Raw genomic sequence first — 22,509 nt, forward strand, 5'->3', positions numbered from 1 at the left:
TAACCTTCTTTCGATTGTTCATCAGAGGGTTTCAACCATGAAAGCACTTCGAGTTACCGCCGCCGGCTTGCTGCTGGCAGCTTGCGCCACTACCGCCGTGGCTGCGGTCTGCTACTGCACCGCCCCACTCATCTCCCTGCCGAAAAATGCGCTGACCTGGAAAGTGGTACCGGGCACCAACAACAACGTCACCTACGCCAACGTGCAGGGCGACATCCTGGGCAATGGCGCCTACGAGGCCTTCGTCAGTTTCCGTCCCGGTGTGGACAATGGCTACCACACCCACACCGAGACGTTGCCGACCGTGGTGATGAGCGGCGTGTTCTACGCCCGCATCAAGGACAAGAACGGCAAGCTGGTCGAGACCGAGTACCCGGCCGGTTCGTACTACCAGTTGCCGGCCGGGCTGGAACATGAGAGCGGTTGCAAGATGACCGCCAAGAAGGAGCCTTGCCTGCTGTTCCAGTACCAGCGCAACCACTTCGACCTGAACCCGGTGCCCCGCTAGGCGGCCTCAGAAATCGAAGAACACCGTTTCGCCTTCACCCTGGATGCGGATATCGAAACGGTAGGCCAGCTTGCCATCCACTTCGCAGCGCCGCGCGACCAAGGTCTCGCGGCGTTGCGGCTGTTCGATCAGGTTGAGCACCGGGCACTTGGCATTGGCCTGGCCCTCGTCGTCGAAGTACAGCCGCGTGTGCAGGTGGATGTTGATGCCGCGGGCGAACAGGCTGACATTGATATGCGGTGCCATCGGCACGCCGGCGGCATTGGCGACCACACCGGGCTTGACCGTCTGCAGCGTCCACTCACCGGCATCGAAGGTGGTGGCGGTGCGTCCGAAGCTGTTGAACGGTTGTTCCAGGTTGAATTCGCTGTGGTACTGCCCGGCCGCATCGGCCTGCCAGAACTCCAGGAACGAGTCGCGCACCAGGTGGCCGTTGCCGTCGTAGACGTGACCGATCAGCAGGATGTGCTCGCCGGGCACATCGCTGCGCGCCATGCGGTTCCAGATTTCCTGGTCACGGGTCGGGTTGCCGGCCGCTTCCAGGGCCAGGCCGATGTGCACGTAGGGGCCGGCGGTCTGCGATGGGGTTTCCGGCAGCAGTTCGATAGGCATGGCGGGGCTCCTCAGCGGTTTTCGAAGTGGGTCTTGCGCTGGCCGCGCAGAACGATGTCGAAGCGGTAGGCCAGGCAGTCCATGGGGTTGGCATTGGCCATGTCGAGCCGGGCGATCAGGCTCTGTACCGCGTCCGGGTTGGCGATCGACTTGACGATCGGGCACATCGGGATCAGCGGGTCGCCTTCGAAGTACAGCTGGGTGATCAGACGCGTGGCAATCGACGGGCCGCTGATCGACACGTGGATATGCGCCGGGCGCCAGTCGTTGGGGCCGTTGCGCCACGGGTACGGGCCCGGCTTGATGGTACGGAAACTGTAGTAGCCCTCGCTGTCGGTCAGCGCGCGCCCCACACCCCCGAAGTTGGGGTCCAGCGGCGCCAGATAGCGATCGTTCTTGTGGCGATAGCGGCCGCCGGCATTGGCCTGCCACATTTCGACCAGGGTGTGCGGGATCGGCTTGCCATACTGGTCGCACACGCGCCCGGCCACGATGATGCGCTCGCCGATGGGCAGGCCGCCGTGGTTGAAGTTCAGCAGCAGGTCATTGTCGTGCTCGGCAAATTTCAGGTGGGAGAAATCCGGCCCAGTGCTTTCGCTGACGGACTGTGGAATGCTCACCAGCGCCTGGCGAGGCGAGCGCGCGACGGAGGTCTTGTAGTCGGGGGTAAGGGCTTTCGGATGCCAGTTCCGATCACGGATAACGAAACGACTGGTGTCTTGTGCAGACATGCCGTTCTCCTCTTATTGGATTTTTGGAGGCCTGTACGGGCAGGAGTGATGGGCAGTGTGGCCGAGGCATGCACCGGCGAACATTGAAAAGAATCCTTGAACCCATAACCGTATGGTTATGTCCAAAGCGCTGACGCCGCCGGGCCGGGTGGACTAATCTTTATCTTCATATTTCAAGCTTGGGAGAACGCTCATGCTCTGGCGAAAAGGCAGGCGCAGCGACAACGTGGTCGACGCTCGCGGTGAAGGCGGCGGTGGTGGTGGCATGCGCCTGGGCGGCAAGGGCCTGAGCCTGACGGCGGTGGTACTGATCGTGGGGATCGGCCTGCTGACCGGGCAGGACCCGATGCAGATCCTTGGCCAACTGAGCGGGCAGATGAGCGAACAGAGCGCGCCGGCAAGCACCGGCGAGCGCAAGGCACCACCGGCCGGCGACGAACAGGCCGAGTTCGTCGCCAGCATCCTGGGCGACACCGAAGACACCTGGCGCGCCCTGTTTGCCCAGGCCGGGCGCCAGTACAAGGACCCGACCCTCAAGCTGTTCAGCGGTCAGGTCAACTCCGCCTGTGGCTTTGCCTCGTCGGCGACCGGCCCGTTCTATTGCCCGGCCGACCAGCAGGTGTACCTGGACATGAGCTTCTTCAAGGAGATGGAAACCCGCTTCGCGGCAGCGGGCGACTTTGCCCAGGCCTACGTGATCGCCCACGAGGTCGGCCACCATGTGCAGACCCTGCTGGGGGTGTCAGCCAGGATCGACCAGGCCCGTCGCAGCGGCCAGCGCCTGCAAGGCGACAACGGCCTGCTGGTACGTCAGGAACTGCAGGCCGACTGCCTGGCCGGCGTGTGGGCCTACCAGGCACAGCAACGCCATAACTGGCTGGAGCCGGGCGATATCGAAGAGGCCCTGAACGCCGCCAACGCGATCGGCGATGACCGCCTGCAGCAGCAGAGCAAGGGCCGCGTGGTGCCCGACTCGTTCACCCACGGCACTTCCGCGCAGCGCGTGCGCTGGTTCAAGACCGGCTTCGCCAAGGGCGACCTCAACCAGTGCGACACCTTTGGCGCCAGCAGACTCTGACGCCTGTAATGGGGTGTTTGCGGCCTGGCGCAAACACCCTAAACATTTTGTTGATGGTTTTCGTCGGAATTAGAGAAAAAGCGTTTCAGCTCTGCAACATCCCGCCGATAAAGGCAGCTCACGTCAGCTGGCCTCCAAGAAAAACAACCTCCAGCGATTTAGATCAAAGAGCGCACAGAATCCTGGAGGGATCGCATGAACAGCTGGTTTGCCAATATCAGCGTCAACCTGAAACTCGCCCTGGGCTTCGGCCTGGTGCTGCTGCTGACCGGCCTGTTGGCCCTGACCGGCTGGACCAGCCTGGGCGGTCTGATCGACCGCAGCAACTGGATGAGCGACATCACCCAGCTCAACAACGAGCTCACCGAACTGCGCATCGCCCGCCTGCAGTACATGATTGCCGACGGTGACGACAAGCTCGCGCAGAATGTCCAGGCCAAGCTGGATACCTTCAAGGCCCGCCAGCAGAACCTGCTGAACACCTTCAAGAGCCCGGAGAACGTCAAGCTGCTGCGCGAACAGGCGCAGGTGGTCGCCGCCTACGAGGTGTCCCTGGCCAAGATGCGCAGCGCCTACAAGCAGGGTGGCGAAGCGCGCCGCAGCATGGGCGTTACCGCCAATGAGGCCGGTGCCCTGATGGAAACCCTGCTGGCCGACAGCCTGTCCTCTGGCCAGAGTGACAGCGAGCGCCTGGAACATCTCAAGCGCCTGACCACCGTACGCCAGCACCTGCTGCTGGCCCGCTTCGAGGTGCGCGGCTACATCGCCGACCTCACCCCGGAAACCGAACAGGTCGCCGCCCGCCAGCTCGACGCCACCCTGGCCGAAACCCGCCAGCTGGCCGCCACCGATGCTCGTGCCCGACCGCTCGAGGCCGCCACCCTGCACTACGCCGAAGCGGTGCGCAGCTTCAAGGCCGCCAACACGGCGATCGGCGAGGCGCGCAAGGAAATGACCACCCAGGGCTACGACATCGTGCGCCTGAGCGATGAGCTGTACGCCATCCAGCTGCAACGTCGCGACCTCGAAAGTGCCCAGGCGCGTACCTGGCAACTGGCAAGCACCCTGGCGGCGCTGCTGTTCGGCGTGCTGGCGGCGATCATCATCACCCGCCAGATCACCCGCCCGCTGCGCGAAACCCTGGAAGTGGTGGAGAAGATCGCCACCGGCGACCTGACCCACACCCTGCGCGTCACCCGCCGTGACGAACTGGGCGTGCTGCAACAAGGCATCCAGCGCATGGGCGAAACCCTGCGCGACCTGATCGGCGGCATCCGTGACGGCGTGACCCAGATCGCCAGCGCGGCCGAAGAGCTGTCGGCGGTCACCGAGCAGACCAACGCCGGGGTCAACAGCCAGAAGGTCGAGACCGACCAGGTGGCCACCGCCATGCACGAAATGGCGGCCACCGTGCAGGAAGTGGCGCGCAATGCCGAGCAGGCGTCCGAGGCCGCCACCGACGCCGACGGCCAGGCCCGCGCCGGTGACCAGGTGGTGGCCCAGGCCATCGCGCAGATCGAGCGCCTGGCGGTCGAGGTCAACCGTTCCACCGAGGCCATGGGCCAGTTGCAGCAGGAAAGCCAGAAGATCGGCAGCGTGATGGACGTGATCAAGTCGGTGGCCGAACAGACCAACCTGCTGGCGCTCAACGCCGCGATCGAAGCGGCACGGGCGGGTGAAGCCGGGCGTGGTTTTGCCGTGGTGGCCGATGAAGTGCGCGGCCTGGCGCAGCGCACCCAGAAGTCCACCGAGGAAATCGAGGTGCTGGTGGCGGGCCTGCAAAGCGGCACCCAGCAGGTGGCCAACGTGATGCATGGCAGCCGCAGCCTGACCGACAGCAGCGTGGAGCTGACGCGCAAGGCGGGTGCCTCGCTGGAGAACATCACCCGCGTGGTGTCTAACATCCAGTCGATGAACCAGCAGATCGCTGCGGCGGCCGAGCAGCAGAGCGCGGTGGCCGAAGAGATCAGCCGCAGCATCCTGAACGTGCGTGATGTGTCGGAGCAGACGGCGGCGGCGAGCCAGGAGACGGCGGCATCCAGCGTCGAGCTGGCGCGCCTGGGCAATCAGTTGCAGATGCTGGTCAGCCACTTCCGCGTCTGACCGCATCGGACGGCGTAACCATCGCGGGTCAAGCCCGCTCCCACCAGGTTCAGCGAAACCTTGTGGGAGCGGACTTGGCCCGCGATGCTGTCAGCCCTTACTTGACGACCTGCCCCACCCCGCGTCCACGCGGGTCAGACGCGGTTTCCAGCGCCGAACCCGTCACCCGGATCGCCTGGATATCGCCCATCTCCCAGCCCTGGTCCTCCAGGGTGTAGCCCATCTTCTTCAGTTCCTCGGCCACCTTGCCATCGAGCGGCGCATAGGCGTCGTAGTAGATAGTGTCCTTGGGCAGCAACTGGTGGTGCACACGCTGCGCCGCCACCGCCTTCTCCAGCGGCAGGTTGTAGTCGTACAGGTTGTTGAGCACCTGGAAGATCGAGGTGAAGATCCGCGAGCCACCCGGCGTACCCAGCACCAGCGTGACCTTGCCATCGCGGGTCACCAGGCTCGGGGCCATCGACGACAGCATGCGCTTGCCCGGCTCGATGGCATTGGCATCGCCACCGACCACACCGAAGGCGTTCGCCACACCCGGCTTGGCACTGAAGTCGTCCATCTCGTCATTGAGCAGGAAGCCCGCGCCCTTCACCACCACGCCGCTGCCGTAGTCCCAGTTCAGGGTGTAGGTGTTGCTGACCGCGTTGCCCTGCTTGTCGACGATGGAGAAGTGCGTGGTCTGGTGCGGCTCCAGCCCCGGGCGCACCTTGGCGGTGTCGGAGATGGCGGTCGGGTTGACCTCTTGCGCGCGCTTGGCCAGGTAGTCCTTGGCGATCAGCTGCGCCACCGGCACCTTGGAAAACGCCGGGTCGCCCAGGTAGTCGGCACGGTCGGCGAACACACGCTTCTCGATTTCCGAAAGCAGGTGGATGTAGCGTGCCGAGTTCAGCTCGACACCCTTGAAGTCGGCTGCGCGGTTTTCCTTGATGCCCAGCAACTGCGCCAGCGCGATGCCGCCCGAGCTGGGCAGCGGCGCGGTGTAGACCACGTTGCCACGCCATTCGATGCCCATCGGCTCACGCCACACGGCCTTGTAGTCCTTGAGGTCTTCCTTGCTGACCAGGCCCTTGTCGGCCTGCATCTGCGCCACCAGCAGGTCGGCGGTCTTGCCCTGGTAGAACTCGCTCACACCCTTGTCGGCAATGCGCTCCAGGGTCTGCGCCAGCTCGGGCTGCCTGAAGGTCTCGCCCACCTTCATGCTGCCGAAATAGTCGTTGAAGTTGGTGCTGTCCTTGAACAGCCCCTGGGCATCTTCGCGGTACTGGTACTGCTTGGCGGCGATCTTGAAGCCGTTCTTCGCGTAGCCCACCGCCGGGGTCAGCAGCTCGGCCCAGGGCAGCTTGCCGAACTTCTGGTGCGCCTCCCACAGGCCCATCACCGTGCCCGGCACCCCGGCGGCCCGGGCGCCCACCAGGCTGAGGTTCTCGATGATCTCGCCTTTGTCGTCCAGGTACATGTTGCGGCTGGCCGCCTTGGGCGCCACTTCACGGTAGTCGAGGAAGTAGGGTTTGCCATCCATGTACAGGGTCATGAAACCGCCGCCGCCGATGTTGCCGGCCTCGGGGTAGGTAACGGCCAGGGTGAAGGCAGTGGCCACCGCGGCGTCCACTGCGTTGCCGCCCTTCTTGAGGATGTCGGCGGCGACCTGTGCACCATATTGATCGGGCGCGGCCACCGCGCCGCCGTCCAGCGTCACGGCATAGGCTGATGAGCTGGCGACGATCGCAGCGCTCAAGGTCAGCGTTCGAAACATCAGAGTGCGCATGCGGGTTTCCTTGGTGTTGTTTTTATCGAACAACCATTAAGGCGCATGCCCAGGGATTTTTCAAATGCCGCCTGCGGTTTTCAGCAGGCGTAGATCGACAGCTTGTGCTGGATGAAATCCAGAAAGCACTGGATACGCAGGGCCAGTTGCGAGTTGCGGTAGTACACCGCGTTGATCGGCTGGCGATAGCCGCTGTTGGCCTCGGCTAGCACCAGTTGCAGGCGGCCGGCCTGGAGGTCTTCGTGGGTCATGAAGTGCGACAGGCAGGCGATGCCTTCGCCGGCCAGCGCCAGGTGGCGCAGGGTTTCGCCGCTGGAGGCGCACAGGTCGGGGCGGATCGCCAGGCGGTCGCCTTCGGTGTGGCGCAGCGGCCAGTGATTGAGGGTTTCGGTCTGGGTGAAGCCCAGCAGCGAATGCCCGGCCAGTTCCTCCACATGCCGTGGCGTACCGCGCCGCGCAAGGTACGCGGGGCTGGCCAGCACATGCAGCGGGCTGCACCCCAGCGAGCGGGCGTGCAGGCTGGAGTCGGCCAGCTCGCCGATGCGGATGGCGATATCGGTGCTCTGTTCGAGCAGGTCGATGATCAGGTCGTCGGTGTTGAGCTCCAGCTGGATATCCGGGTACAGCTGGCGGAACTCCCCCACCCAGGGCACGATGGCATGCAGCATGAACGGCGCCGCCGCATTGATGCGCAGGCGCCCGGACGGGGTCTGGCGGTGCAGGCTCAGGCGCTCTTCGAGTTCGTCCATCTGTTGCAGGATGGCCTTGGCACGCTCGAAGAAAAACCGCCCCTCTTCGGTGAGGTCCATGCGCCGCGTGGTGCGGTTGATCAGCGTGGTGCCCAGCTTGGCCTCCAGCCGCGACAGGCTGCGGCTGATGGCCGACGGGGTCTGCCCGCCCTGTTCGGCGGCGGCGGAAATAGAGCCGCACTCGATGACCGAGACGAACATCTGCAATTCATCGGACCTGGCTTTCACGGCTGTTCCCTGGTGTGGCGTTCAGCCGTGATAGATAGCCGCTTGGCGTTGCCCGCGCAACCCTTCATCAGGCGCCAGTGTGGAAAACCCGGGCCAGGTGCTGCTCGTAGCCGGCCACGGCAGCCTCGACGTTGGGGTTCTTCATCACGTCGGTGGCCAGGTAGGTCGGCAGACCGCTCATGCCCAGGAACTGGTTGGCCTTGTGGAACGGGAAGTACACCGCGTCCACGCCCTTGCCTTCGAAAAACTGCGCCGGATCGTCGAACGCTTCCTGCGGTGCGTTCCAGGTCAGCGACAGCATGTACTGCTTGCCCTGGATCAGGCCGCCGCTGCCGTACTTGCTCGACGCATCGGAGCGGGTGCGCCCGTCGCTGGCGTAGAGGCTGCCGTGGCCGGCGGTGAACACTTCGTCCAGGTACTGCTTGACGGTCCACGGCGCGCCCATCCACCAACCGGGCATCTGGTAGATGACCACGTCGGCCCAGAGGTACTTCTGCACTTCTTCGGCAACGTCGTAGCCGCCATCGATGTAGGTGCTCCTGACGTCGAAACCGGCGCGGTCGAGAAACGCCAGCGCGGCCTCGTGCAGGGTCTCGTTCAGGCGGCCATCGGAGTGGGCGAACTGCTTGCCGCCGTTGAGCAACAGGATCTTCTTCATCATCTGCCTCATGTGTGTTCGGGGCGGCCAACAGAAGGGGCGGCCCGGTGAATGTGATGGCGGCAGATTAATCAGTTCAGCGCAGCGGAAATACCCTCGCGCGGGCAAAACGCTTTTGACCAAAAAGCACGAATTGAGCGCTTATTGTTGAAATAAGATTGGCTCACTTTTTACAGGAGCCTCCCCATGAGCGAACCCTACGGTTTCATCCTCAAAGCCAAGACCCGCCCCGAAAAAGCCGAGGAGTTCGAGGCGCTGTTTCGCAGCTATGTAGAACCCAGCCGTGCCGAGCCCGGCTGCATCGAGTACCACATGCTGCGCGACCGGCAGGACCCAAGCCTGTTCGTGTTCTACGAAATCTGGGCCAGCAAGGCCGCACTGGATGTGCATTCGGCGCTGCCGCACATGCAGCAGTTTGCCGAGCGGCGCATGGAATACCTTGAGCGCGACTTCGACATCCAGTTGATCGAGATGCTCAGCCCGTCCTCGGCTAGCCGTTGAGCGCCAGATGGGCGCCCAGCAGCGCCAGGCCGATGAAAAAGCAGCGTTTGAACAGCACGGCACTGATGCGCTGACGCAGGCACTGGCCCAGCCACATGCCCAGCAATGCCGGTATCAGCACCACCAGCGAGGCCCCCAGCGCCTCGCCGCCCAGTGCGCCCTGCCCGGCAAGGCCCACGGCCAGCGCCAGGGTCGAGACGGTGAACGACAGGCCCAGCGCCTGCACCATCTGTTCACGGTGCAGGCCCAGGGCCTGCAGGTACGGTACGGCCGGTATCACGAACACCCCGGTGGCGGCGGTGATGATGCCCGTCACCAACCCGCACAGCGGGCCCAGCCAGCGCTCGTGGCGGGGGGCCAGGTGCAGGCCTGGGTGGCACAGGCCGTACAGTGCATACACCAGCAACGCCACGCCCAATGCGTGCGCCGCCCACGCGCCACTGTCGATGCCCAGCCAGACACTGCCCAGCAAGGTGCCGATGAAGATCATCAGTTGCATCGGCCAGAGCCTGCGCAGCAACGCACGCAAGTGGCCACCCGCCGCCAGCTGCCAAAGGTTGGTGACCGTCGACGGCACGATCAGCAGCGCGGCAGCCTGCGCCGGTGACATAGCCAGCCCCAGCAACCCCATGGCCACGGTGGGCAGGCCCAGGCCGATCACGCCCTTGACCGTGCCTGCCAGCACGAAGGTAAGCACAACCAGCAGCGACAGCGCCGGGCCGATAGCCTGATAGAAGCCGAACAAAGTAGTCATGGGCCCATGCTGCCCTGCCCGCACGTCCCTGAACAGTTGCCATATACTGAGCCAGACTATTGCCCAGGCAGAGGCTCATGCATTTCGATCTGATTGACCTACGACTGTTTCTGCACACCGTGGAGTGCGGCAACATCACCGCCGGCGCCCAGCGCAGCCACCTGTCGCTGCCGGCGGCCAGCGCGCGCATTCGCGCCATGGAAAGCTCGCTGGGCGTACCGCTGCTGCAGCGCAACCGGCGCGGCGTGCAACCCACGGCCGCCGGCCAGGCCCTGGTCAACCATGCGCGCCAGATCGGCCAGCAGGTGCAGCGGCTGCAATTCGACCTGGGCCAGTATGCCCAGGGGTTGCAGGGCCAGGTGCGGCTGCTGTGCAACACCGCGGCGCTGACCGAGTACCTGCCCGAACTGCTGGCGACGTTTCTGGCCCGCCACCCGGCCATCGACGTGGACGTGGTCGAATTGCCCAGCCTGCGTATCGTGCAGACGATCACCCAGGGCGAGGCCGACCTGGGCATCATCTCCAATGCCGTGGCCAGCGAGCACCTGCAGAGCGTGGCGTTTCGCGACGACCCGCTGGTGCTGATCATGGCGCCGGATCACCCGCTGGCCAGCCACCCGCACCTGCGCTTTGCCGACACCCTTGAACATGGCCATGTCGGGCTGCAGGCAGACAGCGCCCTGGCCCTGTACCTGGAGGAACAGGCCCTGCACCTGGGGCGCCGGCTGCAGGTGCGGGTACGTGCCGAAGGCTTCGACGGGGTGATCCGCATGGTGGCCCATGGCGCAGGCCTGGGCATCGTGCCGCAGGCTGCCGTGCAACGCTGGCAAGGGGTGCTGGCGCTGCACAGCCTGGCGCTGGACGAACCCTGGGCACAACGCCAGCTGCGCCTGTGCAGCCGCAATTTTTCGGCGCTTCCCGGGCACACGCGCACACTTCTGCAAAGCTTGTGGGCAGGCGCTATTGCCCCGGCAGGGACAATCCACCCACAATCGCCTTCGCGCACCGCTATGTAACAAGACAATGCCGTGCCTACGAGCCGTAAAGGGAGTTTTCCGTGCCGTCGATCTACCAGTTGAAACCGCGCTTCCAGGCGCTACTGCGCCCTATGGTCAAGCGTCTGTACGAGCGCGGCATAACTGCCAACCAGGTGACGGTCGCCGCCGCGGCGGTCAGCGTGGCGCTCGGCCTGCTGCTGGCCGCCGCACCGCACATCACCTGGCTGTTCGCCCTGGTGCCGGCCTGGATGCTGCTGCGCATGGCGCTCAATGCCATCGACGGCATGCTCGCCCGGGAATTCGGCCAGCAGTCACGCCTGGGTGCCTACCTCAACGAGCTGTGCGACGTGGTCGCCGACAGCGCACTGTACCTGCCCTTCGCCCTGCTGCCGGGCGTGTCGCCGGCGCTGGTGGTGATTGTGGTGCTGGCCGCGCTGGTGAGCGAATACGCCGGGGTGATGGGCCCCCTGGTAGGCGCCGAACGCCGTTATGACGGCCCGATGGGCAAGAGCGACCGTGCCTTCGTGTTCGGTGTGCTCGGTGCCGGCGTGGCCACCGGCCTGCTGAGCGCAGCGTGGCTCAACGGCGTGTTGCTGGTGGTGCTGCTGCTGTCGCTTCATACCCTCTACAACCGGGTGAGCCGAGGCCTGGCGCAACCCCGCTGAAGCCCTCCGAGCCAGATAAGGATATTTGCCATGCGCACCGCGCAATCCCTGCATTTCACCACCCATGACGGCGTAGAGCTGCATTACCGCCACTGGCCGGCCAACCGCCAGCCCGGCCAGCCGCGCCGCGCCGTGGTGCTGTTCCACCGTGGCCACGAACACGGCGGGCGCATGGCCCACCTGGTGGATGAACTCGACCTGCCCGGCCATGACTTCTTCGCCTGGGACGCCCGTGGCCATGGCGAGTCGCCCGGGGCCCGTGGCGACAGCCCGAGCTTCGCGTGCAGCGTGCGCGATGTGCAGACCTTCATCGAGCACATCGCCCGCGAGCATGCCATCGACGAACAGGACATGGCGGTGCTGGCGCAAAGTGTCGGCGCCGTGCTGATCGCAACCTGGGCGCATGACTATGCGCCGAAGGTGCGCTGCCTGGTGCTCGCCTCGCCGGCCTTCAAGGTCAAGCTGTACGTGCCGTTCGCCCGCCCGGGGCTCAAGCTGATGCGCGCCTGGCGCGGCAACTTCTTCGTCAACAGCTACGTCAAGCCGCGCCTGCTCAGCCACGACCCCGAGCGCATCGCCTCGTATGAAAACGACCCGCTGATCAGCCGGCCGATTTCGGTGAACATGCTGCTGGGGCTGTACGAAGCTGCCGATCGCGTTGTGGCCGATGCCCAGGCGATCCAGGTGCCGACCCAATTGCTGATTTCCGGCGCCGACTTCGTGGTCAAGCGCCAGCCGCAGGAGCAGTTCTTCGAGCGCCTGGGCAGCGTACACAAGGAAAAGCACGTGCTGCCCGGCTTCTTCCACGACACCCTCGGCGAGCGTGATCGCGGGCATGCGCTGGCGCGTATCCGGCGCTTCGTGGAGCACTGCTTCAGCGTGGCGCCCCAGCGCCCGTCGCTGCTCGATGCCGACCAGCTCGGCGCCAGCTGCGCCGAGGCCGAAAGCCTGGCCGCGCCGCTGCCACGCAACTCGCCGGCCGACCTGTACTGGCGCGCAACCCGCGCCGGCCTGCGCCTGGGCAAGGGCCTGTCGAGCGGGGTCAAGCTGGGCTTCGACACCGGTTTCGATTCGGGCAGCACGCTGGACTACGTCTACCGCAACCAGGCCACCGGCAAGGGCAAGCTGGGCCGCATGATCGACCGCAACTACCTCGACGCCATCGGCTGGAAGGGCATCCGCCAGCGCAAGCTGCATGTGGAAGAGCTGTTGCGCCTGGCCATCGAGCGCCTGCGCGAACAAGGCGCACCGGTGCATATCGTCGACATCGCCGCCGGCCATGGCCGCTACATTCTCGAAGCCCTGCAGGGCCTGGAGCAGCGCCCGGATTCGATCCTGCTGCGCGACTACAGCGAGCTCAACGTGCGCGAAGGCACGGCGCTGATCGAACACAAAGGCCTGGCCGACATCGCCCGCTTCGTGCAGGGCGATGCCTTCGATGCGCAGAGCCTGGCCACCCTTGAACCGCGTCCGAGCCTGGCGGTGGTATCGGGGCTGTATGAACTGTTCGCCAGCAACCAGATGGTCGGCGACTCGCTGGGCGGCCTGGCCCAGGCCGTGGCGCCGGGCGGCTACCTGGTATACACCGGCCAGCCGTGGCACCCGCAGCTGGAGATGATCGCCCGCGCCCTGACCAGCCACCGCGCCGGTCAGGCCTGGGTGATGCGTCGGCGCAGCCAGGTGGAGATGGACCAGCTGGTGGAAGCGGCAGGCTTTCGCAAGGTGTGCCAGCGCATCGACGAGTGGGGCATCTTCAGCGTCAGCCTGGCCCAGCGAGTTGCTGAATGAGCACAGTGCGCGAGCCGGGCCTGATCCGGCGCGGCGTGCTCTGGCTACTGTTGCTCGGGCCGCTGTTCTTCTTGAGCTATGGCCTGAGCAACACCTTCACCGCCGGGCGCAGCGACGTCGGCAGCCTGGTGTTCGCCTGGGAAAGCAGCATCCCGCTGTGGCCGTGGACCATCCTGCCGTACTGGTCCATCGACCTGCTGTACGGGTTGTCCTTCCTGCTGCCGCTCAGCCGCCTGGAGATGGACCGGCATGCCTTGCGCCTGCTGAGCGCACAGTTGATCTGCATCGCCGGCTTTCTGCTGTGGCCGCTGCGCTTCACCTTCGAGCGCCCTGAACTGCAGGGTGTGTTCGGCTGGCTGTTCGATGTGCTGATGGGCTTCGACAAGCCGTTCAACCAGGCCCCTTCGCTGCACATCGCGCTGTTGGTGATCATCTGGGCGATGTTCGCCCGGCACACCCGTGGGCGGCTGATGCGCTGGCTGCTGCATGGCTGGATGGGGTTGATCGGTTTGTCGGTGCTGACCACCTGGCAGCACCACTTCATCGACGTGCCCAGTGGCGCAGTGGCAGGCGCGCTGTGTGTATGGCTGTGGCCCGTGGAGGGCCGGCCGGTACTGGGCAGCCTGCAGCCGACCCGTGACCGCCGGCGCTGGCGCCTGGCCGCGTACTACGCGCTGGGCAGCGCCGTGCTGGGTGGGCTGGCGCTGTATGCCGGCGGTATCGCCCTGTTGCTGTTGTGGCCCGCCCTCGCACTGCTGATGGTGGCGCTCAACTATGCCGTGTTGGGCGCCGAGGGCTTTCAGAAAGGCCCGAGCGGCCAGTTGTCGTATGCCGCGCGCTGGCTGCTGGCGCCGTACCTGATCGGCGCCTGGCTCAATTCGCGTTGGTGGACGCGCCGCCATCCACAGGCCGACGAGGTGTGCGAGGGGGTGTACCTGGGGCGGGTGCCTGCACGAGGTCAGGCGGCATCGTTTGCCGCGGTGGTCGACCTGTGTGCAGAACTGCCGGCGGCACACACGCCGGGCCAGGCCTATTGCAGCCTGCCCTGCCTGGACCTGGTGGTGCCCAGTGCCGAACGTTGCCGCGAGGCGGCCCAGGCCATCGAGCGACTGCGCCAGCAGGGCCCGCTACTGGTGTGCTGCGCCCTGGGTTACTCGCGCAGTGCCTGCGCCGTGGCCGCCTGGCTGGTACTCGGCGGGCGCTGCCAGAACGCGCAGCAGGCCCAGCAACTGATCGCCCAGGCCCGCCCAGGGGTCGTGCTGCACCCGGCGCACCGCCAGGTGATCGACAGCCTGCCGGCGGGGGGCGGCCTGTGAGTAGCCAGACCCACCTGGCGCTGGTGGCCAGCCTGTTGCGGCGCGGGCGCCAGGTGGAACGCCTGTCGGACGGCATCAGCCTGCTGGCGCTGGCCTATGGCCTGGCGCCACTTGCCGGCGCGCCGGCCCCTGTGATCGGCGCCCTGTTGTGCGTACTGCTGCTGGCAGCCGGCCTGCTGCAAAAATACTGGGGCATGCGGGTTGCGCTGGACGCCGAGCTGTTCGCGCACCTGGCCACCCAGGCCGCAACCTTGTCGCCAACTACCCGCGCGCTGGACCAGGCGCTGTTCGACCTGGGCCTCAAGCCCGCCCCGGTCGACGACCGCGACTGGCAGGCGCGCAGCCGGGCCGCACTGCGCCTGATGCGCCAGCAACTGCTGTGCCTTGGCGTGCAGGTACTGCTGGCGATTGCCGGCATCCTGTGCCTGCCCTGGCTTTCTCTCGTCGGATAAGGACCTCGTCATGCTAGCCGCCCTCACCGCCTTCGGCATCACCTCGGTGGCCCGCCTGATCACGGGCGCCCGCGCCCTGTGGCTGGGCTGTACACCGCAGCCGGTGCAACGCCTGTACTACGCCAACCACAGCAGCCACGGGGACTTCGTGCTGATCTGGGCCTCGCTGCCCCAGGAACTGCGCCGGCACACCCGCCCGGTGGCCGGGGCCGATTACTGGCAAAAACCGGGCATTCGCCAATTTCTGATCAACCGGGTGTTCAACGGCGTGCTGATCGACCGCCAGCACAGCGAGGCTCAGAGCGACCCCTTGCAGCCGATCCATGCGGCGCTGGAGCAGGGCGACTCGCTGATCTTCTTCCCCGAAGGCACGCGCAACCTGGGCGACGAGCCCTTGCTGGCGTTCAAGAGCGGGCTGTTCCATCTGGCCAGTGCCCACCCCGAGGTGGAGCTGATCCCGGTGTGGATCGCCAACCTCAACCGGGTGATGCCCAAGGGCCGTGCCCTGCCCCTGCCGCTGCTGTGCACCCTGAGCTTCGGCGAGCCGCTGCAACGCTTGCCCGATGACAGCAAGCACGCGTTTCTGGAACGGGCACGCCTTGCCCTGCTGGCCCTGGCCCCCAAGGAATCCTGAGATGGACCACAACACACTTCTGCTGTTTGCCGGTATCGGTGGCCTGCTGCTGCTCGCCAGCCTGATCGGGCGCCTGCTCAAATGGCGCGCGGGCCCGGCCCCGCACGCGGTCATCGACAACCTCAATGCGCGCATCAATGCCTGGTGGGTGATGGTGCTGGTGATCGGCCTGGCCTTCGTGTTCGGCAAGCTGGGGGTCATCCTGCTGTTCTATTGCGTGTCGTTCTATGCGCTGCGCGAGTTCCTCACCCTCACGCCCACCCGGCGTGGCGACTACCCGGCACTGGTGGCGGCGTTCTATGTGGCGCTGCCGGTGCAGTACCTGCTGATCGCGATGGACTGGTACGGGTTGTTCAGTATCTTCATCCCGGTGTACCTGTTCTTGCTGCTGCCGATCCTGGCCAGTTTCGGCGGCGATACCACGCGCTTTCTGGAGCGGGCCTCGAAGGTGCAGTGGGGGCTGATGATCGCGGTGTACTGCCTGTCGTCGGTACCGGCCCTGATGACGCTGGATATCCCCGGGTTCGAGGGGCGCAACCTGCTGTTGATCGCCTGGCTGATTCTGGTGGTGCAGATTTCCGATGTACTGCAGTACGTGTGCGGCAAGCTGTTCGGCAAGCGCAAGGTGGCGCCGCGGCTGTCGCCGTCCAAGACGCTGGAGGGGTTGCTGGGCGGTGTGGCACTGGCCACGCTGATCGGCGCGACGCTGTTCTGGATCACCCCGTTCACCTTCTGGCAGGCGGCGCTGATGGCGCTGACCGTGAACGTCATGGGCTTCTTTGGCGGGCTGGTGATGTCGGCGATCAAGCGTGACCGCGGGGTGAAGGACTGGGGGCACATGATCGAGGGGCACGGCGGCATGCTGGACCGCATGGATTCGGTATGTTTCGCGGCGCCGGTGTTCTTTCACTTTGTACGTTACTGGTGGGCTTGAGGGCCAGGCGAGTGCTGCGCACTCGATCGCGGGTCAAGCCCGCTCCCACAGGTACAGCACAGTCCCTGTGGGAGCGGGCTTGACCCGCGATGCTTTCTACTCGGGCTTGCGGTAGCCCTCGATGATCGCCGAGAAGTCCTTGCCACCCTCCCCGCGCAGGCTCATCGCCTGGTACAGCTGCTGCGCCACCGCGCCCAGAATCACCGGCTGGTGCGCCTGACGCGCCGCCTCGGTGGCCAGCCCCAGGTCCTTGAGCATCAGCTCCGCACCAAAGCCACCGGTGTACCCGCGTGATGCCGGCGCCGTCTCGACGATGCCCGGCCACGGGTTGTAGGTGTCCGAACTCCAGCAACGCCCGGTGGAGCTGTTGATGATGCCGGCCAGCACCTTGGTGTCGATGCCCAGGGCATTGCCCAGGGCCATGGCCTCGGACACGCCGATCATCGAGATGCCCAGCAGCAGGTTGTTGCAGATCTTGGCGATCTGCCCGGTACCCACCTCGCCGCAGTGCACGATGTTGCGCCCCATCTGCGCCAGCACCGGCTGCAAGGTGGCGAACAGCGCCTCACTGGCGCCGACCATGAAGGTCAGGGTACCCGCCGCCGCGCCGCCGGTGCCGCCCGACACCGGTGCATCGGCCAGGTCCACACCCTGCCTGGCCGCCGCTGCATGCACCGCACGCACGGTCTGCGGGTCGATGGTGCTGCAGTCCACTACCGGGGTACCGGCGCGCACGCCGGCCAGCACGCCGTCTTCGTTGAGGTACACGCTGCGCACATGGGCAGCGGCCGGCAGCATGGTGATGACCAGCTCGCTGGCGCTGGCCGCGTCCTTGGGCGAGGCACTGATCTGCCCGCCGAGTTCGGCCAGTTCTGCCAGTACCTCCTTGTTCAGGTCGAACAGACTGAGCTGATGGCCGGCCTTGATCAGGTTGCGCGCCATCGGCGCGCCCATGTTGCCCAGCCCGATGAATGCAATACGCATGGTCGACTCCTTAACGCAGGCTGATGGTGGTGTTCACGCCATCGTTGACGCTGTCGTCGTCGAACCAGCGCGCGGTGACGGTCTTGGTCTGGGTGTAGAACTGCACCACTTGCTTGCCGTAGGGGCCCAGGTCACCCAGCTTGGAGCCGCGCGAACCGGTGAAACTGAAGAACGGTACCGGCACCGGGATCGGAATGTTGATGCCCACCTGGCCCACGTCGATCTCGCTCTGGAACTTGCGCGCCGCGGCGCCGCTCTGGGTGAACAGGCCGGTGCCGTTGCCGAACGGGTTGCGGTTGACCAGCGCGATGGCCTCGTCGAGGGTGTCGACCTCCAGCACCACAAGCACCGGGCCGAAGATTTCCTGGGTGTAGATCTGCATGTCGGTGGTCACGCCGGAGAACAGCGTGGGGCCGACGAAGTTGCCCTGCTCGTAGCCGGGCACCTGCACGTCGCGGCCATCGAGTTCGAGGGTGGCGCCTTCCTTGATGCCGCTTTCGATCAGGCCCAGCACACGCTCCTTGGCGCGCTTGGAGATCAGCGGGCCCACATCGGTGCCAGGCTCGCTGCCGGCGTTGACCTTGAGCTTGGCGGCCAGGGCCTTGAGCTCCGGCAGCCATTCGCGGGCCTTGCCCACCAGCACCGCCACCGAGGTGGCCATGCAGCGTTGGCCGGCAGCGCCGAAACCGGCACCTACCAGGGCATTGAGGGTTTGCGTGCGGTTGGCGTCGGGCAGCACCACGGCGTGGTTCTTGGCGCCCATCATCGACTGCACGCGCTTGCCGTGCTGGCCGGCCAGGTTGTACACGTGGGTACCGACCTCGGTGGAGCCGACGAACGAGATCGCCTTGATGTCGGTATGGGTGCACAGCGCATCCACCACCTGCTTGCCGCCGTGCACCACGTTGAGCACGCCGGCCGGCACACCGGCTTCCAGCGCCAGCTCCACCAGCATCATGGTCGACAGCGGGTCCTGCTCGGACGGCTTGAGCACGAAGGTGTTGCCGCACACGATGGCCATCGGGAACATCCACAGCGGAATCATTGCCGGGAAGTTGAACGGGGTGATGCCGGCGCACACGCCGATGGGCTGGCGCAGGGTGTAGGTATCGACGCCGCCGGCCACGTTCTCGGCGAACTCGCCCATCTGCAGGGTGCCGATGGAGCACGCATGCTCGACCACTTCAAGGCCGCGGAAGATGTCGCCTTCGGCGTCGGCGATGGTCTTGCCCTGCTCGGCGCTCAGGGTCACGGCGATGCGCTTGGAGTGTTCGCGGATCAGCGCCTGCAGCTTGAGCATGATGCGCATGCGCGCGCCGATCGGGGTGTCGCGCCAGGTCTTGAACGCACGCTGGCCGGCAGCGATGGCGGCATCGACTTCTTCGGCGGTGGCAAAGGGTACGCGGGCCAGCACCTGCTGGGTGGCCGGGTTGACCACGTCGCGCCATTCGGTGGTTTTCGACTCGACCCACTGGCCGTCGATCAGCAGCTTGACGCTGTCGACCTTGGTCTGGCCGGGCGTGAGGGATGCGTTCATGAGGGGTTCTCCTGGATTTATTGTTAGGGAGAGAAACGCCGACGCGGCAGCCGCGACGGTGCTTGGGTCCTGGGCTGAATTGGAGTATAGATGTGCAAACTTCTAATAAGAACGCACATAAAAGCCGGACCAACATGCAAAAAAACATCACATCCCTGGGGTCGCTGAACTGGGACGACCTCAAGTTCTTCCTCGAAGTGGCGCGCACGCGCAAGGCCAGCAGCGCGGCCAAGCGCCTGGGCGTGGACTACACCACGGTGTCGCGGCGCATCAGTTCGCTGGAGGTGGCGCTGGGCACGTTGCTGTTCGAAAAGTCGCGCACCAGCGGCTTCGTGCTCACCGCCGAGGGGCAGCGCCTGCTCAGCTATGCCGAGGCCATCGAGAGCACCCTGCACATGGCCTGCGAGCAGGTGTCCGGCTCGGGCGTGGCGCTGTCGGGGCATGTGCGCATGGGCTGCACCGAAGGCTTTGGCAGCTTCTTCATCACCCCGCAGTTGAGCCACTTCGTCGATGCCTACCCGGCGATCTCGGTGGATATCCTGCCGCTGCCGCACTTCATCAGCCTGTCCAAACGCGAGGCCGACATCGTGATCGCGCTGGAGCGCCCGGAACACGGACCCTATGTGTGCTGCAAGCTGTGCGACTACCGCCTGCGCCTGTACGCCACCCGCGACTACCTGGACAACCACGAGCCGATCCTGCGCAGCAGCGACCTGGCCCGGCACCCGTTCATCAGCTACGTGGACGACCTGGCATTCAGCTCCGAGCTGCTGTACCTGGCCAACCTGCTGCCCACCGCTACCGCACACCTGCGCAGCACCAGCGTGATCGCCCAGTACGTGGCGGCCCAGCAGGGTCGCGGGCTGGCCATCCTGCCGTGTTTTCTGGCCGCACAGGACCCGCGGCTGGTGCCGGTGCTGCCGGGGGAAGTGGAGATTACCCGGCAGTTCTGGATGTACTGCCGGGAGGACCTGCGCAAGCTCAAGCGCATCACGCTGCTGTGGGACTACATCCGCGACGTGACCGAGCGCAACGCGCCCCTGCTGATGGGCGAGTCGCACACGATGAGTTTTGCCGACTAGTCGGAGGCGACCACGATCGCCACGCGGCGGTTTTCGGTGCGCCCGGCGGCGGTGTCGTTGCTGGCCACCGGCTCGCGGCTGCCAAGGCCGCGGGTCTCGACGTTCTCCGGGCGCATGCCCACGCCCACCAGCACCCTGGCCACACTGGCCGCCCTGCGCGCCGACAGCTGTTCGTTGTAGCTGGCCTTGCCGGATGAATCGGTATGGCCATCCACCCGCACCCGCTCGATGTGCACCGACAGCAGCGCCTTGCCGATACGCTCGACGATCTCGCGGCTCTGGGTGTTGAGTGCATCCAGGTCGCTGCCGAACAGCACCTTGCCGGACAGGCCGAAGGTCCAGCCCTCGTCGGTGGGGGTGAACCCCTCCTGTTTGAGCACGGCTATCTGCTCGGGGGTCAGGCCCTTGGGCGGCGGGGTCTGGCAGCCGCCGAGGGCGAAAAGGGCCAGGGCCAGACAGGCCAGGTGCAAGCGAAGGTATCGAGTCAGGTGAATCACGGTTCAGCTCCTGTTTTTGCGCTGGACGCAGAGAACTCCGCCTCTGCCGACTGGGGCCCGTCACGGGTGTGACGCTTGGCCTGGTACATCGCCGCATCGGCGGCATTGAGCAACTCGGCCGGGGTACGGCCGTCATCGGGAAACACTGCGATGCCTACGCTCAACGAGGTAACGACGCACTGGCCGTCCGGCAGGCGGATAGGCAGGCTCATGCTGGCGGCTATCTTGTCGGCGATACGCTGGGCATCCTCGAAGCGATGCAGAGGGGTAAGCAGCACCGCAAATTCGTCCCCCCCCAGACGCGCCACCAGGTCGTGCTCGCGCAGCTGCGCACGCACCCGGCTGGCCACGGCGACCAGCACCTCGTCGCCTGCGGCATGGCCGTAGCTGTCGTTGATTTCCTTGAAGCGGTCGCTGTCCAGAAACAGCAACGCCAGCCCGTCGCCATGCTTGATCGCGTTGCGCAGGCTGCGGCTCAGGCGGCCCTCGAAGAACGCCCGGTTGGGCAGGCCGGTCAGGCTGTCGTGGCTGGCCTGGTGGGCCAGGGTCTCGTTCTCGCTCTGCAGGTGGTTTTGCCAGGCTTCCATTTCGTCGAGCAGGGCATTGAAGTCGTTGCCCAGCTCGTTGAGTTCGGCGATCTGGGTGGAGGGCACGCGCCGGTCGAAGCTGCGTTCGCGCCGCGCCGCATGGGCCACGCTGGCCAACCCGCGCAGGGGCCCCACGATATCGGCGAACAGCCGGCGCGACAGGTACAGGGCACTTACCGCGCTGAGCGCCGTGCACAGCAGAATGCCCGCCAGACCACTGAGCAGAAAGCGCATCAGGCTGCCGCCCTGGCCAACCAGCTCGATGCGCCCCACCTGCTGGCCCTGGTGCACCACCGGCAGCCGGATCGGCTCTTCGAGCAGGGTCCGGGCGATCTTGAGCTCCAGCTGGTCGAGCATGCCGCCTTCACTGCGCTCCCAACTGGCCAGCAACTGGTCCGCATCGTCGAAGACCTTGACGTTGGCCACTTCCTCGGCCGCAGCAATCAGCGCCAGGGCTTCGTTGGCGGCGCTGCTGTCGTTGAACACCACCGCGGCCTCGACGGTGTAGTTGATCGAACGGGCAATCAGGTGAAGGTTGTGGTTGGCATAGACGCGCAATGCCAGCACCCCCAGCACGGTCAGCGAGATGCCGGCCAGCCCGATGGCCAGCAACGCCACGCCCAGGTGCCCGCGGCTGAGCACCGCGCGCAACGTGGTCCGTTCGCGTGTCTTGAGCCAGCCGATCATGGCTGCAGCGCTCGGCGCCGCGACAATTGCAGCACGCTGGGATGGATGCGCACGCCGCTGCGCGCCACCGAGTCGAGGTTCACGTCAAAGGCCACCTGGGTGTCCTTGACCCGCAGGCAGAACAGGCTGCCGACCGTACAGGGGTCATCCGCTTCGCTGATGCTCAGCACCGGCTTGCCATTGATCGCGCTGATGAGCTGGCTGCGCGCCTCGCCACTGAGCTTGCCGATGTACACCGCATCGCACTGGGTGAGGATACGCGGATCCCCCGCCAGCAGGCGACGTACGGTCAGCGGCCGGCCGGTGGCCTGGGTGGTCCCCTTGACCAGGTCGTCGGCATATTCGGTAGGGCCGATCAGGCACAGGCGCAGCTGTTCGGGTTCCACCGGCCAGCGCGCGTAACTGAGGATACCCAGTACCACCTGGGTCACTGCCTTGGCCCGCTGCTCGGCCAGTGTGGCGGCCGCGGCGCCCTGGGCCATGCCGTGCAGCGGAAGTACCAGCACCAACGCCGCCAGCAGCATGAGCCTCCAGCGTTTTACACGTCCCGGTGTAAGGGCGGCGACCTTCATATAGGAAATCTCTTAAGACCATGCCTTGCGTGGGGGCAAGATAGCATAACGCCTGCTTTTCCCGCGAGGTCGCCTCCAAGGGCGGATCA

Annotated in this window: 23 protein-coding genes; 12 read left to right on the plus strand and 11 right to left on the minus strand. The window is 65.8% G+C overall.

What is annotated here, in order from left to right:
* Window positions 1–37: 37 nt before the first annotated feature.
* Entirely contained in the window at window positions 38–508 is a 471-nt protein-coding gene (locus ACPRTJ_RS06855; protein ID WP_078481789.1) for a hypothetical protein, read from the plus strand.
* Between the two features lie 6 nt (window positions 509–514).
* On the opposite strand, the gene pcaG is transcribed toward ACPRTJ_RS06855, so the two are convergent.
* Complete coding sequence (gene pcaG / locus ACPRTJ_RS06860) at window positions 515–1,120, minus strand: protocatechuate 3,4-dioxygenase subunit alpha (protein ID WP_426428449.1); 606 nt, start codon at window positions 1,118–1,120, stop codon at window positions 515–517.
* Window positions 1,121–1,131: 11 nt separating this feature from the next.
* Entirely contained in the window at window positions 1,132–1,851 is a 720-nt protein-coding gene (gene pcaH, locus ACPRTJ_RS06865; protein WP_043860698.1) for a protocatechuate 3,4-dioxygenase subunit beta, read from the minus strand.
* 193 nt (window positions 1,852–2,044) lie between these two features.
* Between pcaH and ypfJ the strand changes: the two genes are divergently transcribed.
* Both ypfJ and ACPRTJ_RS06875 read left to right on the plus strand, forming a co-directional pair.
* Window positions 2,045–2,929 carry a KPN_02809 family neutral zinc metallopeptidase gene (ypfJ, locus tag ACPRTJ_RS06870; RefSeq protein ID WP_043860699.1) on the plus strand — a complete coding sequence of 295 codons (885 nt, stop codon included), beginning with the start codon at window positions 2,045–2,047 and terminating at the stop codon, window positions 2,927–2,929.
* A gap of 195 nt (window positions 2,930–3,124) precedes the next feature.
* On the plus strand, window positions 3,125–5,032 hold the full coding sequence (locus ACPRTJ_RS06875; RefSeq protein ID WP_043860700.1) for a methyl-accepting chemotaxis protein: 1,908 nt from the start codon (window positions 3,125–3,127) through the stop codon (window positions 5,030–5,032).
* A 97-nt stretch (window positions 5,033–5,129) separates the two neighbouring features.
* On the opposite strand, the gene ggt is transcribed toward ACPRTJ_RS06875, so the two are convergent.
* The 3 genes from ggt to ACPRTJ_RS06890 form a co-directional block, all read right to left on the minus strand.
* Window positions 5,130–6,797 (minus strand): gamma-glutamyltransferase, encoded by a 1,668-nt coding sequence (ggt, locus tag ACPRTJ_RS06880; protein ID WP_043860701.1) that lies wholly within the window; start codon window positions 6,795–6,797, stop codon window positions 5,130–5,132.
* Between the two features lie 80 nt (window positions 6,798–6,877).
* A complete protein-coding gene (locus ACPRTJ_RS06885; protein ID WP_054916552.1) occupies window positions 6,878–7,774 on the minus strand; it encodes a LysR family transcriptional regulator in 897 nt (298 codons plus the stop codon).
* Between the two features lie 67 nt (window positions 7,775–7,841).
* Window positions 7,842–8,432, minus strand: a complete 591-nt coding sequence (locus ACPRTJ_RS06890; protein ID WP_054916551.1) for an NAD(P)H-dependent oxidoreductase — start codon at window positions 8,430–8,432, stop codon at window positions 7,842–7,844.
* Window positions 8,433–8,618: 186 nt separating this feature from the next.
* On the opposite strand from ACPRTJ_RS06890, the gene ACPRTJ_RS06895 reads away from it, so the two are divergent.
* Window positions 8,619–8,933, plus strand: coding sequence for a putative quinol monooxygenase (locus ACPRTJ_RS06895; protein ID WP_043860704.1), 315 nt, complete (start codon window positions 8,619–8,621; stop codon window positions 8,931–8,933).
* Here ACPRTJ_RS06895 and ACPRTJ_RS06900 read toward each other — a convergent pair.
* On the minus strand, window positions 8,923–9,687 hold the full coding sequence (locus ACPRTJ_RS06900) for a sulfite exporter TauE/SafE family protein (protein ID WP_088513834.1): 765 nt from the start codon (window positions 9,685–9,687) through the stop codon (window positions 8,923–8,925). The genes ACPRTJ_RS06895 and ACPRTJ_RS06900 overlap by 11 nt on opposite strands.
* A 77-nt stretch (window positions 9,688–9,764) precedes the next feature.
* On the opposite strand from ACPRTJ_RS06900, the gene ACPRTJ_RS06905 reads away from it, so the two are divergent.
* From ACPRTJ_RS06905 to ACPRTJ_RS06935, 7 genes are read left to right on the plus strand one after another with little or no spacing between them, the layout of a single operon-like run.
* Entirely contained in the window at window positions 9,765–10,703 is a 939-nt protein-coding gene (locus tag ACPRTJ_RS06905) for a LysR family transcriptional regulator (RefSeq protein ID WP_426428453.1), read from the plus strand.
* A 41-nt stretch (window positions 10,704–10,744) separates the two neighbouring features.
* Window positions 10,745–11,350, plus strand: a complete 606-nt coding sequence (locus tag ACPRTJ_RS06910) for a CDP-alcohol phosphatidyltransferase family protein (RefSeq protein WP_054916548.1) — start codon at window positions 10,745–10,747, stop codon at window positions 11,348–11,350.
* Window positions 11,351–11,380: 30 nt separating this feature from the next.
* Window positions 11,381–13,138, plus strand: a complete 1,758-nt coding sequence (locus ACPRTJ_RS06915; RefSeq protein ID WP_043860708.1) for a bifunctional alpha/beta hydrolase/class I SAM-dependent methyltransferase — start codon at window positions 11,381–11,383, stop codon at window positions 13,136–13,138.
* Entirely contained in the window at window positions 13,135–14,454 is a 1,320-nt protein-coding gene (locus tag ACPRTJ_RS06920; RefSeq protein ID WP_123752300.1) for a phosphatase PAP2/dual specificity phosphatase family protein, read from the plus strand. The genes ACPRTJ_RS06915 and ACPRTJ_RS06920 overlap by 4 nt, the downstream gene beginning before the upstream one ends.
* Window positions 14,451–14,906, plus strand: a complete 456-nt coding sequence (locus ACPRTJ_RS06925) for a hypothetical protein (protein WP_078481796.1) — start codon at window positions 14,451–14,453, stop codon at window positions 14,904–14,906. The genes ACPRTJ_RS06920 and ACPRTJ_RS06925 overlap by 4 nt, the downstream gene beginning before the upstream one ends.
* Window positions 14,907–14,916: 10 nt before the next feature.
* Window positions 14,917–15,540 (plus strand): lysophospholipid acyltransferase family protein, encoded by a 624-nt coding sequence (locus ACPRTJ_RS06930; protein WP_043860711.1) that lies wholly within the window; start codon window positions 14,917–14,919, stop codon window positions 15,538–15,540.
* Window position 15,541: 1 nt separating this feature from the next.
* Window positions 15,542–16,474: a phosphatidate cytidylyltransferase gene (locus tag ACPRTJ_RS06935; RefSeq protein WP_043860712.1), complete on the plus strand. Its 933-nt coding sequence runs from the start codon at window positions 15,542–15,544 to the stop codon at window positions 16,472–16,474.
* A gap of 96 nt (window positions 16,475–16,570) precedes the next feature.
* Here the strand turns inward: ACPRTJ_RS06935 and mmsB are convergent, their stop codons facing one another.
* Both mmsB and ACPRTJ_RS06945 read right to left on the minus strand, forming a co-directional pair.
* Entirely contained in the window at window positions 16,571–17,458 is an 888-nt protein-coding gene (mmsB, locus tag ACPRTJ_RS06940; RefSeq protein WP_043860713.1) for a 3-hydroxyisobutyrate dehydrogenase, read from the minus strand.
* 10 nt (window positions 17,459–17,468) lie between these two features.
* Window positions 17,469–18,995, minus strand: a complete 1,527-nt coding sequence (locus ACPRTJ_RS06945) for a CoA-acylating methylmalonate-semialdehyde dehydrogenase (protein WP_043860714.1) — start codon at window positions 18,993–18,995, stop codon at window positions 17,469–17,471.
* A 134-nt stretch (window positions 18,996–19,129) separates the two neighbouring features.
* On the opposite strand from ACPRTJ_RS06945, the gene ACPRTJ_RS06950 reads away from it, so the two are divergent.
* A complete protein-coding gene (locus ACPRTJ_RS06950; protein WP_043860715.1) occupies window positions 19,130–20,077 on the plus strand; it encodes a LysR family transcriptional regulator in 948 nt (315 codons plus the stop codon).
* Here the strand turns inward: ACPRTJ_RS06950 and ACPRTJ_RS06955 are convergent.
* From ACPRTJ_RS06955 to ACPRTJ_RS06965, 3 genes are read right to left on the minus strand one after another with little or no spacing between them, the layout of a single operon-like run.
* Complete coding sequence (locus ACPRTJ_RS06955) at window positions 20,074–20,565, minus strand: OmpA family protein (protein ID WP_058540757.1); 492 nt, start codon at window positions 20,563–20,565, stop codon at window positions 20,074–20,076. The genes ACPRTJ_RS06950 and ACPRTJ_RS06955 overlap by 4 nt on opposite strands.
* Before the next feature lie 5 nt (window positions 20,566–20,570).
* Entirely contained in the window at window positions 20,571–21,848 is a 1,278-nt protein-coding gene (locus ACPRTJ_RS06960; protein ID WP_043860716.1) for a diguanylate cyclase domain-containing protein, read from the minus strand.
* Window positions 21,845–22,420, minus strand: coding sequence for a YfiR family protein (locus ACPRTJ_RS06965; protein WP_043860717.1), 576 nt, complete (start codon window positions 22,418–22,420; stop codon window positions 21,845–21,847). The genes ACPRTJ_RS06960 and ACPRTJ_RS06965 overlap by 4 nt, the downstream gene beginning before the upstream one ends.
* Window positions 22,421–22,509: the final 89 nt, after the last annotated feature.

The sequence above is a fragment of the Pseudomonas palmensis genome (assembly GCF_049942755.1).
GTDB classification, from domain to species: domain Bacteria; phylum Pseudomonadota; class Gammaproteobacteria; order Pseudomonadales; family Pseudomonadaceae; genus Aquipseudomonas; species Aquipseudomonas palmensis.